This is a genomic window from Actinomadura chokoriensis, from assembly GCF_041463665.1.
Taxonomy (GTDB): Bacteria; Actinomycetota; Actinomycetes; order Streptosporangiales; family Streptosporangiaceae; genus Spirillospora; species Spirillospora chokoriensis_A.
In genome coordinates this window covers 1-13385 of sequence record NZ_JAXCEJ010000004.1, presented here as the reverse complement: position 1 = coordinate 13385, position 13385 = coordinate 1, and the positions used below count along the sequence as shown (strand labels likewise).

General features: G+C 69.1%; 12 protein-coding genes and 1 tRNA gene. 11 read left to right on the top strand and 2 right to left on the bottom strand.

From position 1 onward, the window contains the following. Positions 1 to 498 precede the first annotated feature (498 nt). From dnaN to SM418_RS08565, 8 genes are all read left to right on the top strand, one after another. On the top strand, positions 499 to 1641 hold the full coding sequence (gene dnaN, locus SM418_RS08600) for a DNA polymerase III subunit beta (RefSeq protein ID WP_371940473.1): 1143 nt from the start codon (positions 499 to 501) through the stop codon (positions 1639 to 1641). A 141-nt stretch (positions 1642 to 1782) separates the two neighbouring features. Beyond that, a complete protein-coding gene (gnd, locus tag SM418_RS08595; protein WP_371940474.1) occupies positions 1783 to 2712 on the top strand; it encodes a phosphogluconate dehydrogenase (NAD(+)-dependent, decarboxylating) in 930 nt (309 codons plus the stop codon). A 117-nt stretch (positions 2713 to 2829) separates the two neighbouring features. Continuing rightward, on the top strand, positions 2830 to 3954 hold the full coding sequence (recF, locus tag SM418_RS08590; RefSeq protein ID WP_371940475.1) for a DNA replication/repair protein RecF: 1125 nt from the start codon (positions 2830 to 2832) through the stop codon (positions 3952 to 3954). Positions 3955 to 3994: 40 nt separating this feature from the next. Next, complete coding sequence (locus SM418_RS08585) at positions 3995 to 4513, top strand: DciA family protein (protein ID WP_371940476.1); 519 nt, start codon at positions 3995 to 3997, stop codon at positions 4511 to 4513. Between the two features lie 359 nt (positions 4514 to 4872). Beyond that, positions 4873 to 6810, top strand: coding sequence for a DNA topoisomerase (ATP-hydrolyzing) subunit B (gene gyrB, locus SM418_RS08580; protein ID WP_371940477.1), 1938 nt, complete (start codon positions 4873 to 4875; stop codon positions 6808 to 6810). Between the two features lie 120 nt (positions 6811 to 6930). Beyond that, entirely contained in the window at positions 6931 to 9435 is a 2505-nt protein-coding gene (gyrA, locus tag SM418_RS08575) for a DNA gyrase subunit A (protein WP_371940478.1), read from the top strand. Positions 9436 to 9477: 42 nt separating this feature from the next. Next, on the top strand, positions 9478 to 10548 hold the full coding sequence (locus tag SM418_RS08570; protein WP_371940479.1) for a DUF3566 domain-containing protein: 1071 nt from the start codon (positions 9478 to 9480) through the stop codon (positions 10546 to 10548). A 92-nt stretch (positions 10549 to 10640) separates the two neighbouring features. Continuing rightward, positions 10641 to 10717: transfer RNA gene (locus SM418_RS08565), tRNA-Ile, on the top strand. A gap of 373 nt (positions 10718 to 11090) precedes the next feature. Here the strand turns inward: SM418_RS08565 and SM418_RS08560 are convergent. Both SM418_RS08560 and SM418_RS08555 read right to left on the bottom strand, forming a co-directional pair. After that, positions 11091 to 11423, bottom strand: coding sequence for a hypothetical protein (locus SM418_RS08560; RefSeq protein WP_371940480.1), 333 nt, complete (start codon positions 11421 to 11423; stop codon positions 11091 to 11093). Beyond that, a complete protein-coding gene (locus SM418_RS08555) occupies positions 11414 to 11770 on the bottom strand; it encodes a TetR/AcrR family transcriptional regulator (RefSeq protein WP_371940481.1) in 357 nt (118 codons plus the stop codon). Before SM418_RS08555 ends, SM418_RS08560 begins: the two co-directional genes overlap by 10 nt. A 61-nt stretch (positions 11771 to 11831) precedes the next feature. Between SM418_RS08555 and SM418_RS08550 the strand changes: the two genes are divergently transcribed. The 3 genes from SM418_RS08550 to SM418_RS08540 form a co-directional block, all read left to right on the top strand. Further along, positions 11832 to 12500, top strand: a complete 669-nt coding sequence (locus SM418_RS08550) for a class I SAM-dependent methyltransferase (RefSeq protein WP_371940482.1) — start codon at positions 11832 to 11834, stop codon at positions 12498 to 12500. Positions 12501 to 12649: 149 nt separating this feature from the next. Then, positions 12650 to 13021 (top strand): DoxX family protein, encoded by a 372-nt coding sequence (locus SM418_RS08545; RefSeq protein ID WP_371940483.1) that lies wholly within the window; start codon positions 12650 to 12652, stop codon positions 13019 to 13021. Between the two features lie 130 nt (positions 13022 to 13151). Then, positions 13152 to 13385 (top strand): helix-turn-helix domain-containing protein (locus tag SM418_RS08540; RefSeq protein ID WP_371966051.1); only part of this gene is annotated, 234 nt, incomplete at its 3' end.

Sequence of the window (13385 nt, the reverse complement as noted above, 5' to 3'; positions counted from 1 at the left end):
TGGGCAACCGTTGGAAAAGCTGAGGATGAAGGGTGGACGGATGTGGACCGGCTGGGCGCCCCCGCCGACGCCCTGGGGACAACCGGTGGACGACCTGGGGAGGAGTTGGGGAAGTCCTGGGGACGCGCCTGTGGGCGGACCCCTCGATCACTCGCCCGCTGTACACAGGCCGCCGAACCCGAGGACATACCCGTGGAGAACTCGTGGAAAACCGGGGGATGACATGAGGATGACGTGTGGGGACAGTTTCGCCGTCCCCAGGCGCTCCCGCGCCGTCCACCGCCCATGCACAGCCCCCGTGGACAGAGATACGCGGTCTGACCTGCGAAAACAGCCTCTGTCCACACTATCCACGGCCCCTATTACTAGTACTGCTCTACTTCTCTATCCAAGGAAAGATCCATCTCAAGTCAGGGCCTGGGGACAACCTGCCCCGAGCTCCCAGGTCCGGCCGAGATCACCGCACCCTTGTCCGACACCCGCAGGAGGCTGGTCCCGTTGAAGTTCCGCATCGACAGAGATGCCCTGGCCGACGCCGTCGCCTGGACCGCGCGTACGCTGCCCGTCCGGCCCCCGGTGCCCGTCCTCGCGGGCATGCACCTCGTCGCCGGGGGCGAGGGCAACGGTGACCGGCTGAAGCTGTCCGCGTTCGACTACGAGGTCTCCGCCCAGGTGTCCACGGAGATCGACGTCGAGGAGGCGGGGACGGCCCTGGTGTCCGGGCGCCTCCTCGCCGAGATCTCGCGCAGCCTTCCTCCCCACCCTGTGGAGGTCACGACGGACGGCGCGAAGGTGATGCTCCGCTGCGGAAGCGCGAAGTTCACACTCCTCACCATGCCTGTGGAGGACTACCCGACGCTGCCGGAGATGCCGCCGGCCGCGGGCTCGGTGGGCAGCGACGAGTTCGCCGCCGCCGTCTCCCAGGTCGCGATCGCCGCGGGCAAGGACGACACGATCCCGATGCTGACCGGCGTCCGGGTGGAGATCGAGGGCGAGACGGTCACGCTGGCGTCCACCGACCGCTACCGGCTGGCCGTCCGCGAGCTGCACTGGAAGCCCGAGCGTCCCGACTTCTCCGCCGTCGCGCTCGTCCCGGCGCGGACGCTCGCCGACACCGCCAAGTCGCTGACCGCCGGCGCCGAGGTGTCGATCGCGCTCGCCGGGACGGGCGGCACCGGCGAGGGCATGATCGGCTTCGAGGGCGGCGGCCGCCGGACCACGTCCCGCCTGCTGGACGGCGACTTCGTCAAGTATCGGTCGCTGCTGCCGAGCGAGTACGCGGGGCTCGCCGAGATCTCGACCGCGCCGTTCATCGAGGCCGTCAAGCGCGTCTCGCTGGTCGCGGAGCGGAACACGCCCGTCCGGCTCTCGTTCAGCCAGGGCGAGGTCGTCCTGGAGGCGGGCACCGGGGACGAGGCTCAGGCCGTGGAGGCCCTTGAGGCGTCCCTGGAGGGCGAGGACATCGACATTGCCTTCAACCCCGCGTTCCTCCTGGACGGCCTGTCAGCGATCGGCTCCGACATGGCGCGGCTGTCGTTCACGACGCCGACGAAGCCGGCCGTCCTCACCGGGAAGCCGCCGCAGGACGGGGAGAACCCGAACTACCGTTACCTGATCATGCCCGTCCGGCTGTCCGGATGAGGACCGTGCCCTAGGGCATGCCCCGGGGCACGCCGGGGACGACGGCGGGACGCGCGCCGGGCGGCCGCGGCCGCGCACGCGCGGTAAGGGCACGCGCAGTACACGCGCAGTAAGGGCACAGGCAGTCACGCACAGGGGAGAGTGAGCTTCATGGAGCTTGGGATCATCGGCCTGGGCAAGATGGGCGGCAACATGGCCGAGCGGCTGCGCCGCGGCGGCCACACGGTCGTCGGCTATGACCGCGACCCGGCGGTGAGTGACGTCGGGTCGGTCGAGGAGCTGGTCGAGCGGCTGTCCCCGCCGCGTGCCGTGTGGGTGATGGTGCCCGCAGGCAAGCCCACCGCGGACATCATCCACAGCCTGGGGGAGATCCTGCGGCCCGGCGACCTCGTCATCGACGGCGGTAATTCACACTATGTGGACGACCAGAAGCACGGCGAGGAGTTGGCGGCCAAGGGCATCGGGTTCGTCGACTGCGGGGTGAGCGGCGGCGTGTGGGGCCTGGAGAACGGCTACGCGCTCATGGTCGGCGGTGGCGACGACGACGTGAAGCGGATGATGCCGATCTTCGAGACGCTGAAGCCGGAGGGGGAGTACGGCTTCGTCCACTCGGGCAAGGTCGGTGCGGGCCACTACGTGAAGATGGTCCACAACGGCATCGAGTACGCGATGATGCAGGCGTTCGGTGAGGGCTACGAGCTGATCGAGGCCAGCCCCCTTGTCACCAAGGTGCCGGAGACCTTCCTCAGCTGGCAGGAGGGCACGGTCATCCGTTCCTGGCTGCTGGACCTGCTGAACCGCGCCCTCGCCGACGACCCGGAACTGGACGATCTGCGCGGCTACGCCAACGACTCGGGCGAGGGCCGCTGGACGGTGCAGGCCGCGATCGAGCACGCCGTGCCGCTGCCCGCCATCAGCGCCTCGCTCTTCGCCCGGTTCGCCTCCCGCCAGGACGACTCCCCCGCCATGCGGGTCGTCGCCGCCCTCCGCAAGCAGTTCGGCGGCCATGCCGTGGAGGCCATCGGCGACGGGGACTCCCCCGGCGCCGACGTCACTCCGCCGAAGGTCTGACCGAACCGAGGATCGGAGGTCTGGCCGCGCCGACCGCGAAGTTATCCACAGGATGTGACTTCCGGTCCGGCTCCCTGTGACGTGTCCACGAGGCGGGAGGCTCTACGCTCGTGTCTCGTGCACGTCGCCCACCTTTCGTTGCAGGACTTCCGCTCGTATCCGGCCGCCGAGGTCGCCCTGGAGCCGGGAGTCACCGCGTTCGTGGGGCCGAACGGGCAGGGCAAGACGAACCTGGTCGAGGCCATCGGATACGTCGCCTCGCATGGGAGTCACAGGGCCGCGACGGACGCGCCGCTCGTCCGGCATGGGGCGCCGCGTGCGATCGTCCGGGCCGGGGTGGTGAAGGACGACCGCAAGGCGCTGATCGAGCTTGAGATCAACCCGGGTAAGGCGAACCGGGCGCGGCTCAACCGGTCCCCTGTCCCCAGGCCAAGGGAGATCCTGGGGATGTTGCGGACGGTCCTGTTCGCTCCGGAGGACCTCGCTCTTGTGAAGGGCGACCCGGGGGAGCGGCGCCGGTTCATGGACGAGCTGCTCACCGCGCGGGCTCCGCGCTTCGCCGGTGTGCGTTCCGACTACGACCGCGTCCTCAAGCAGCGCAACGCCCTGTTGAAATCGGCGGCCGCGCATAGGCGCTCCCCTGGCCAGGAGGTCCTCGCGACCCTGGACGTGTGGGATTCGCATCTGGCGCGCACCGGGTCGGAGCTACTGGCGGCACGGTTGAGCCTGGTCGAGGCGCTGCGTCCGCTGGCGGCGCGTGCCTATGCGGCCCTTGCTCCGCACAGCGGCGCGGCCGACCTCATCTACAGGAGCTCGCTGGGGGACGCGGAGTTGTCCACAGACCGTGGACAACTCGCCGAGCAGCTGATGAAGGCCGTGGGCGAGTCACGCAAGCAGGAGCTGGAGCGGGGCGTGAGTCTCGTGGGCCCGCACAGGGACGATCTCGTCCTGCGCCTGGGCGAGCTTCCGGCACGCGGCTACGCGAGTCACGGCGAGTCGTGGTCGTTCGCGCTGGGCCTGCGGCTCGCCGCGTTCGAGCTTCTCCGCGCGGACGGCGACGACCCGGTCCTCATCCTGGACGACGTGTTCGCCGAACTGGACACGGGGCGCCGCAGCCGCCTGGCCGGCATGGTGGCGCCGGCGGAGCAGGTCCTCATCACGGCGGCCGTCCCCGCCGACGTGCCGGCCGAACTGACAGGGGGGTCGTATACCGTCTCCGACGGCAGGGTCGTCCGGGACTGACCGATCGCAAGGCGCTCTCGTGCCGGGAAGGAGCGAGCGCGTGGGTGATGATCCACAGGATGTGCACGACTCCGGCGCGGACGGGGCGCCTCCGGCCAAGTCGGGGATCGAGCTGGCCCGCGAGGCCCTGGCCCAGGCGAAGGCCGACGCGCTGAAGCGGGGCACGCTCCCCGGCCAGGGCGGCAAGCGCACGGGCGGACGTGTCGTCCGGGTGAGGGACCCCGGACGCGGCGGTGACCCGAAGCTGTTCGGCGCGGCGATCCGCGACCTGATGGCGTCGCGCGGCTGGGAGCAGCGGGCGGCCGTCGGCGGCGTGTTCGGCAACTGGGCGGGCATCGTCGGCGCCGAGCTGGCCGAGCACACCCGTCCGGACCACTTCGAGGACGGCGTGCTGACCGTCGCCGCCGACTCGACGACGTGGGCGACGCAGCTGCGCCTGCTGTCGTCCACCCTGGTCAGGCGGCTGAACGAGGAGCTCGGGCACGGCACCGTCCGCCGCGTGAAGGTGGTGGGCCCGTCGTCCGGCCCGCGCCGGACCGGCGCCTGGCGGGTGCGCTGAACCGGTCCCGGCGGGCGCGCCGAACCGGTCCCGGTGGGGGTGGGAACATCTGTTCGGGGCGCGGCGGTTCGGTTCAGCGGCCAGCGCCACGTAGGCCAGAGAACCCCCCGGGCCCTATGGGGGGATGTGGCTCCAGGGGGAATCGGCCGCCACACGCGCACACAGCGCTTGGGAGTGCCACTTTTTGTCGGCCCACCCGGTAGAATGCATGTGGGTTCAGGATGCTGCGCCGCCATGGGGTGCCCGGGGCTCTGACCAACGCGAACAGAGCACAACCGGGTGCCTACATGTGTGTTACGGGGCACACCGCGCCTCCCTCGGGCGCGGAGCGGCGGACATCCCCGGCAGGAGGATCTCCTTTGGCGTACGACGCTAGTTCGATCACTGTCCTTGAAGGGCTTGAGGCGGTTCGCAAGCGCCCCGGCATGTACATCGGCTCGACCGGTGAGCGCGGCCTGCACCACCTCGTGTACGAGATCGTGGACAACTCGGTCGACGAGGCCCTCGCCGGCTACGCCGACGACATCGTCGTGACGCTGATGGCCGACGGCGGCGTCAGCGTGCGCGACAACGGCCGCGGCATCCCGGTCGGCGAGCATCCGGTGGAGAAACGTCCCGCCATCGAGCTGGTGCTGACGACGCTGCACGCGGGCGGCAAGTTCGACGGCAAGTCCTATGCGGTCTCGGGCGGCCTGCACGGTGTCGGCTCCGCCGTGGTGAACGCGCTGTCCACCCGTATGGAGGCCGAGGTCCGCCTCGACGGCCACGTATGGCGCCAGTCGTACACATGGCGCGGCCCGGAGACCGAGCTCCGCAAGGGCGAGGAGACCGACGAGACCGGCACCCTCATCACGTTCTGGCCCGACTCCGAGATCTTCGAGACCACCGAGTGGAACTTCGAGACCCTCTCCCGCCGCATGCAGGAGATGGCGTTCCTCAACCGGGGCCTGTCCATCACGCTGCGGGACGAGCGTCCCGACCACTCCAACGGCGAGCCGCACGTCGTCCGGTACCACTACGAGGGCGGCATCGAGGACTTCGTCCGCTACATCAACGCGCGCAAGGACGCCGCCCACGAGTCGGTGGTCTACTTCGACGACGACACCAAGGGCATGTCGTTGGAGATCGCGATGCAGTGGAACTCGTCCTACGCCGAGTCCGTGCACACCTTCGCGAACACCATCAACACGGCTGAGGGCGGCACCCACGAGGAGGGCTTCCGGGCGGCGCTCACCACGATCGTCAACCGGTACGCCCGCGACAAGGGCCTGCTGCGCGACAAGGACGACAACCTCACCGGCGAGGACGTCCGCGAGGGCCTCACCGCGATCATCTCCATCAAGCTGGCCGATCCGCAGTTCGAGGGCCAGACCAAGACCAAGCTCGGCAACACCGAGGCCAAGTCGTTCGTGCAGAAGGCGTGCAACGAGCACCTGCGCGACTGGTTCGAGGAGAACCCGGGCGAGGCCAAGGAGATCATCAACAAGGCGTCGCAGGCGGCGCGGGCGCGGGTCGCGGCGCGGCAGGCGCGCGACCTGACCCGCCGCAAGAGCCTGCTGGAGTCGACGTCGCTGCCCGGCAAGCTGTCGGACTGCCAGTCCACCGACCCGGCCAAGTCCGAGCTGTACATCGTCGAGGGCGACTCGGCGGGCGGCTCCGCGAAGGGCGGCCGCAACCCGCACTTCCAGGCGATCCTGCCGATCCGCGGCAAGATCCTGAACGTGGAGAAGGCCAGGATCGACCGGATCCTGAAGAACAACGAGGTGCAGGCGATCATCACGGCGCTGGGCACCGGCGTGCACGACGAGTTCGACATCACCAAGCTCCGGTATCACAAGATCATCCTGATGTCGGACGCCGACGTCGACGGCCACCACATCAACACGCTGCTGATGACGCTGCTGTTCCGGTTCATGAAGCCGCTGATCGAGGCCGGCCACGTGTACCTGTCGCAGCCCCCGCTCTACAAGATCAAGTGGGACGCGCGGGGCACCGAGGCCGACTACGCCTTCTCCGACGCCGAACGCGACGCGATCATCGAGGCGGGGATCGCCGCCGGCAAGCGCGACCCCCGGCCCCGCGACCAGGTGCAGCGCTTCAAGGGCCTCGGCGAGATGAACGCCAACGAGCTGTGGGACACCACCATGGACCCCGACAACCGGGTCCTGCTCCAGGTCCAGCTGGACGACGCGGCCCAGGCGGACGAGCTGTTCAGCGTGCTCATGGGCGAGGAGGTCGAGCCCCGCCGGGAGTTCATCCAGCGCAACGCCAAGGACGTGCGCTTCCTCGACATCTGAGGTGCGCGCCCGCGCCGGGCTCCCCGCGGCTCGCTCCCACGGCTCCCGCAGGCCCGGCCCGCGAAGGCAGGCGCACTTCTTCCCCGCTGAGCTTCCCACCGAGCAGAAGAGGTTTTGAGAGTGACGGACGTGACCACAGAGGGCGGCCACCACGGCGAACGGATCGAACCGGTCGACATCCAGGTCGAGATGCAGAAGAGCTATCTCGACTACGCGATGTCGGTCATCGTCGCGCGCGCGCTGCCCGAGGTACGCGACGGCCTCAAACCCGTCCACCGCCGCGTCCTGTACGCGATGTACGACGGCGGCTACCGGCCCGACCGCGGCTACTTCAAGTGCGCCCGCGTCGTCGGCGACGTCATGGGGAACTACCACCCGCACGGCGACTCCGCCATCTACGACGCGCTCGTCCGTCTCGCGCAGCCCTGGTCGATGCGGTACCCGCTGGTCGACGGCAACGGCAACTTCGGCTCGCGCGGCAACGACCCCGCCGCGGCCATGCGGTACACCGAGTGCCGCATGGCGCCCCTCGCGATGGAGTTGCTGCGCGACATCGACAAGGAGACCGTCGACTTCTCCCCCAACTACGACGGCCGCTCGCAGGAGCCGGACGTCCTGCCGTCCCGGTACCCGAACCTGCTGGTCAACGGGTCCGCCGGCATCGCGGTCGGGATGGCGACGAACATCCCGCCGCACAACCTGCGCGAGGTCGCCGACGGCGTCAAGTGGTACCTGGACAACTACGGCGCGTCCGACGAGGAACTGCTCGAGGCGCTCATCGAGCGGATCAAGGGCCCCGACTTCCCGACGGCCGGCCTCATCGTCGGCCGCAAGGGCATCGAGGAGGCCTACCGCACCGGCCGCGGCTCCATCACCATGCGGGCCGTCGTCGAGGTCGAGGAGATCCAGGGCCGCACCTGCCTCGTCGTCACCGAACTTCCGTACCAGGTCAACCCCGACAACCTCGCTCTCAAGATTGCGGACGGGGTCAAGGACGGCAAACTCGACGGAATCGCCGACGTCCGTGACGAGACGTCCGGCCGGACCGGGCAGCGGCTCGTCATCGTCCTCAAGCGGGACGCCGTCGCCAAGGTCGTCCTGAACAACCTGTACAAGCACACCCAGCTGCAGGAGACGTTCGGCGCGAACATGCTCGCCCTGGTGGACGGCGTGCCGCGCACCCTGCGCGTCGACCAGTTCGTCCGGCACTGGGTCGCGCACCAGATCGACGTCATCGTCCGCCGCACCCGGTTCCTGCTCCGCAAGGCCGAGGAGCGCGCCCACATCCTGCGCGCCCTGCTGAAGGCCCTCGACCGGATCGACGAGGTCATCGCCCTCATCCGGCGTTCGCCGTCCGCCTCGGAGGCGCAGCAGGGCCTGATGCGGCTGCTGGAGATCGACGAGATCCAGGCGCAGGCCATCCTCGACATGCAGCTGCGCAAGCTCGCCGCGCTGGAACGCCAGCAGATCACCGACGAGTACGACAAGCTCATGGCGGAGATCGCCGACTACAACGACATCCTGGCCTCGCCCGAGCGGCAGCGGCAGATCGTCGCCGACGAGCTCGCCCCGATCGTGGAGAAGTTCGGCGACGAACGGCGCACCGAGATCATCCCGTTCGACGGGGACGTGTCGTACGAGGACCTCATCGCCGAAGAGGACGTCGTCGTCACCATCACCCGCGGCGGCTACGCCAAGCGCACCAAGACCGACCTGTACCGGGCGCAGCGGCGCGGCGGGAAGGGCGTCCGCGGCGCGCAGCTGAAGCAGGACGACATCGTCGACCAGTTCTTCGTCACCTCGACCCACAACTGGATCCTGTTCTTCACCAACAAGGGCCGCGTCTACCGGGCCAAGGCGTACGAACTGCCCGACACCAGCCGCGACTCCCGCGGGCAGCACGTCGCGAACCTGCTGGCCTTCCAGCCGGACGAGCGCATCGCCCAGGTCATGGACCTCCGCGACTACGACGTCGCGCCCTACCTCGTCCTCGGGACGAAGATGGGCCGCGTCAAGAAGACCGCGCTGCGCGACTTCGACTCGCCCCGCACCGGCGGCATCATCGCCATCAACCTCGTCGAGGGCGACGAGGTGATCGCCGCGCGGCTGGTTTCCGCCGACGACAACCTGCTGATGGTCTCCACCGGCGCCCAGGCCATCCGGTTCCGCGCCGACGACGAGTCGCTGCGGCCGATGGGACGCGCCACCTCCGGCGTCATCGGAATGCGCTTCGAGGAGGACCAGGAGGTCCTCAACATGCTCGTCGTGCACAACGGCGAGGACGACGTCCTGGTCGCCACCAGGGGCGGCTACGCCAAGCGCACCCCGGTCGACCAGTACCCGCTCCAAGGACGTGGGGGTAAGGGGGTCCTCACCGCTAAGATCGTGGAATCGCGCGGGATGTTGGTAGGGGCCCTGATGGTCGGCCCGGACGACGAGGTGTTCGCGATGACGTCGAACGGCGGCGTGATCCGCACCACCGCCGCGGAGATCAAGCAGTCCGGCAGGCAGACCATGGGCGTCCGCCTGATGAACCTCGCCGACGGGGACAGCGTGGTGGCCATCGCGAGGAACGTAGAGTCCATGGAGGACTCAGACGACGGCGAAGGGGGCGACGGTGAGTGATGTACCCCGCATCGTCACCGAGCCGCTAGGCCAGGAGGACACGTGAGCACCGAGCCCGGCAAGAACGAGGGCGGGCCGTCCGGCGAGGCCTCCCCGGGGACGGGCGGCGCCGGCAAGAAACCCGGCGCCAAGCCCGGGTCGGCCAAGCCCGGGTCGGCCAAGCCGGGAGCGGCCAAGCCCGGCTCGTCCAAGTCCGGGTCGAAATCGGGCAAGACCGTGGCCGCCGCGTCCGCCAAGTCCGGGCGGGACGAGACGACCGTGGACATCGACCCGGACAGGTCCGCCGCCGACTCTGACGCTTCGGAGACTCCGTCGGGCTCCGACACGACCAGGATCGACCTGGCGAAGATCGAGGACAAGCCGGCGAAGGACGCCGACAGCCCCGAGATCGCCCCGGTCAAGGACCCCGCCGAGTCGTCCTCCCCCTCGCCGCCGTCACCCCCCTCTCCCTCGTCGTCCTCGTCCTCCTCCGGCTCGGCGGGCTGGGCCAAACCCGCCGAGCCGCCCGGTTCGGTCTCGGCAGGACGTACGGAGAACGCCGCAAGGCCGTTCAAAGCGGCGAAAGCGTCCCCCGGCAACTCGTCCCCCCGCCCCTCCGGACCCTCCGGGCCTGCCGGGCCCGCGGCCCCCGCCGGGCCGGGCGGCCCCGGCCGCGGCTTCGCCGGCACCGTCCTCAAGGACCGTCCCTCCAGCGCCGTGGCGCCGACGAACTCGTCCAAGCCCTCGAGCGGCAAGCCGGCGCGCAAGGCCCAGCTCCAGCTGGCCCGGCTCGAACCGTGGTCGGTGATGAAGTTCAGCTTCGTCATGTCGCTGGTCTGCTTCGTCGTCCTGCTCGTCGCCGTGATCGTCCTGTACGTGATCCTGTCCGGCCTCGGCGTGTTCGACGCCATCGGCGACACGGTCAACAGCCTCACCAAGAATCCGGGTGAGGCCACCGGCAGCGTCGACGCAGGCAACTGGTTCTCCTTCGTCCGCGTGTTCGGCTACACCGTGCTCGTCGGCGCCCTGAACGTCCTGCTCATCACCGCCCTGTCCACGGTCGGCTCCGTCATCTACAACCTCGCCGCCGACCTGGTGGGCGGCGTCGAGGTCACCCTCAAGGAGGCCGAGTAGCCCCGCCCGGCCGCCGCCCGGCAATCGATTTCCGGTTGTCCGCCCAGATGAGGTAACCTCTCGTTGCGCCGCCAGGGGCGGCGGCACACTCCGGGCCTATAGCTCAGTCGGTTAGAGCGCATCCCTGATAAGGATGAGGCCGGTGGTTCAAGTCCACCTAGGCCCACCAGATCAACGCAGGTCAGAGGCTGGTTCCGGGTAAATCGGAACCAGCCTTTTGATCGTTTGGCACTCCTATGGCACTCGGACCTCGTGCCATCAGGCAGGTACTCCACCACGTGCCCGCGAACATGCCCACCGCCGAGCCGGTTGTCGAGAATCCGGAAGGCGTGGGTCACCTCCCGTATCTCCTCGACGTCGGCTGCGCCGATGCGACGGCCAGTGCCTTGGACGGGGTTTGCGTGGGCGGCGATGTTGATGAGATCCAGCGACGGTGAAGTGTCGATGGATAGGCGAAGGCTCTTGTGACCCGGACCTAGCGGGTGGGGGGCTGCCCGGCGTGTGGGTCACCCTGCCGGGTGTTCTGGCGGCAGGGTGAGGAATCACGGGGTTTCTGGAAGGTGGTCGTGCTGGTCACGCCTGTCCCAGCGATCCGGGCCTGCCGCAGGGGCGGTGCAGAGTTGGGCGGTCAAAGTGGTGTAGGCCCATTCTTCCCACTCGTCCGGCGACCAGCCGCGATCCTGGACAAAGAGCAGGTACTGCGGGCTGAGCGGCCCGAACAGCAGGTCGGCGGCCATCGCGACGGAGACGTCTGAGCGGGCACCGGGCTTGCCGGCCAGCGTCTGGGCCGCGGCGTACTGCACGGTGTAGCGCGGATCGGGACCGTCGGGCCAATGCGCGGCGATCTGCGGATCGGCGGCCGCGATCAGCGGCATGATCGGGGCGACCCGGCCCAGGATCTCGCGGGTGCCGTGGACGTGCGCAATTGCCCGGCTGCGGTGGGCTCGGCGCACGCGGCGCGAAACCACTCACGATCCATGGTGGCGACCGGTTCGGTGTCCCCGGCAATGGATGTGTCGACGACGTCCTTGAACAGCGTGCGCTTGTTGCCGAAGACGAAGTAGACGGTCTGGACGGCCACGCCCGCCTGGTCCCCGACCTCCTGCAGGCTCGTCGCTCCGTAACTCTGCGCGACGAACAGCTCGCGAGCCGCCTTGATGGCCCTTTCACGGGTGCGGCGGGAGCCCTCGGCTCGCTTGTCCGGCCGCTTGACCTTGTCCATATTGGGAGCATAGCTCTAGAGTACGTCACTAAAGTTCAACTCTATATTTCTGGAGGAGACGATGGACCAGTCCAACGCCACCCGGAAGCCGGAACCGGACCTGGCCCCAACCCAACGAGACCCTGAGGAGGAGTCCGTCCACCGCGCCCTGGAGGGCTTCTACCGCACCGGCAAGCCACCGTGGGACACCGGCGTGACGCCGCCTGAGCTCGTCGCCCTGGTAGAAGGGCGCGGCGCGCTGCCGCCTGGCCGCGCCCTGGAACTCGGCTGCGGTACGGGGACCAACGCCATCTACCTCGCCCGGCACGGCTGGGAGGTGACGGCCGTCGACCTGATCGACCGAGCCGTCGACCAGGCCAGAAAGAAGGCTGCGGCGGCAGGAGCGGCAGTACGGCTACTGCACGGAGACGCCACCCGCCTCGACGAGCAGGACGTGCCGGGCCCCTTCGACCTGTTCTTCGACCTGAGCTGCTACTGCGGGATCCCGCTGCACCGCCGCGACGCCTACGCCGCCGGGCTCACGCACCGCGCCGCTCCCGGAGCACGATTGCTGATGTTCGGGTACGGCCCCGAGCCGCTCGGCAATCCGACCACCGAGATCACGTCGTGGGCGGCGGGCGTCACAGCCGACGAGCTCCGCGCCAGGTTCCCCGGCTGGGAACTACTCGACGTCACACCGGGCACCAACCCGGTGCCGACCTTCTGGTTCACGCTGCGCCGCAACGCCTAGGAAGCATCAGCCAGCCGGTGTTCTCCCGAGGCCACGAGCCTGCCGTAGTAGCGGGCAAACACCGGCCGGCATCACGCCCGCCCGAACGCCACCATCCGGGGTTCCCGCCCCCGAACCCCTTGCCCCCTGAACGATGAGGAAACCCAGACATGAACCTGCTGCTGTGGATCCTGCAGGCGGCACTCGCAGCGCTGTTCGGCGCCGCGGGCGCGATGACCTCGGCCCAGCCGAAGGACAAGCTCGAACCCAAGCTGCCCTGGACGGCCGACTTCTCCACCCACACCGTGCGCTTCATCGGGCTCGCCGAACTGGCCGGTGCGCTCGGACTCATCCTTCCCGCCGCCACCGGCCTCGTCCCGATCCTCACCCCACTGGCGGCCACTGGCCTAGCTCTGCTGATGGCGCTGGCCGCGCTCACCCACCTGCGACGCAAAGAGTCCACAGCGATCGTGCTCAACGCGGTTCTGCTGATCGCAGCGGCAGTCATCGCCTGGGGACGCTTCGGCCCCCACGCGCTATAGAAGGCCCCGTGACAGCAGCGGCCGCTCGGCGGTGAACAGCTCACCGACTCCGAGCATGGCGATCCGACGATCAGGAGTGTTGCTCAACAGCCGCTGCGCCGACTAGTGCGGTGTCCACCAAGGTTCACCGGTGCGTCGACTTGCGGCGTGTTGTTGGTATGAGCGCGGGCGGTTTCTAGTGTCTGTTGCAACGAGGTCCTTCTGGAAGGATCTTGTTGTGCCAGGACGTCGTCTTACGCTTGGTGAGCGTGCGCAGATTGAGGTGTTGTTCGGTGAGGGCCGGTTGATTCCGCAGATCGCGGAGGTGATCGGCCGGCACCGGTCGACGGTGTGGCGGGAGGTGCGGCGCAACAACTCCTACCGG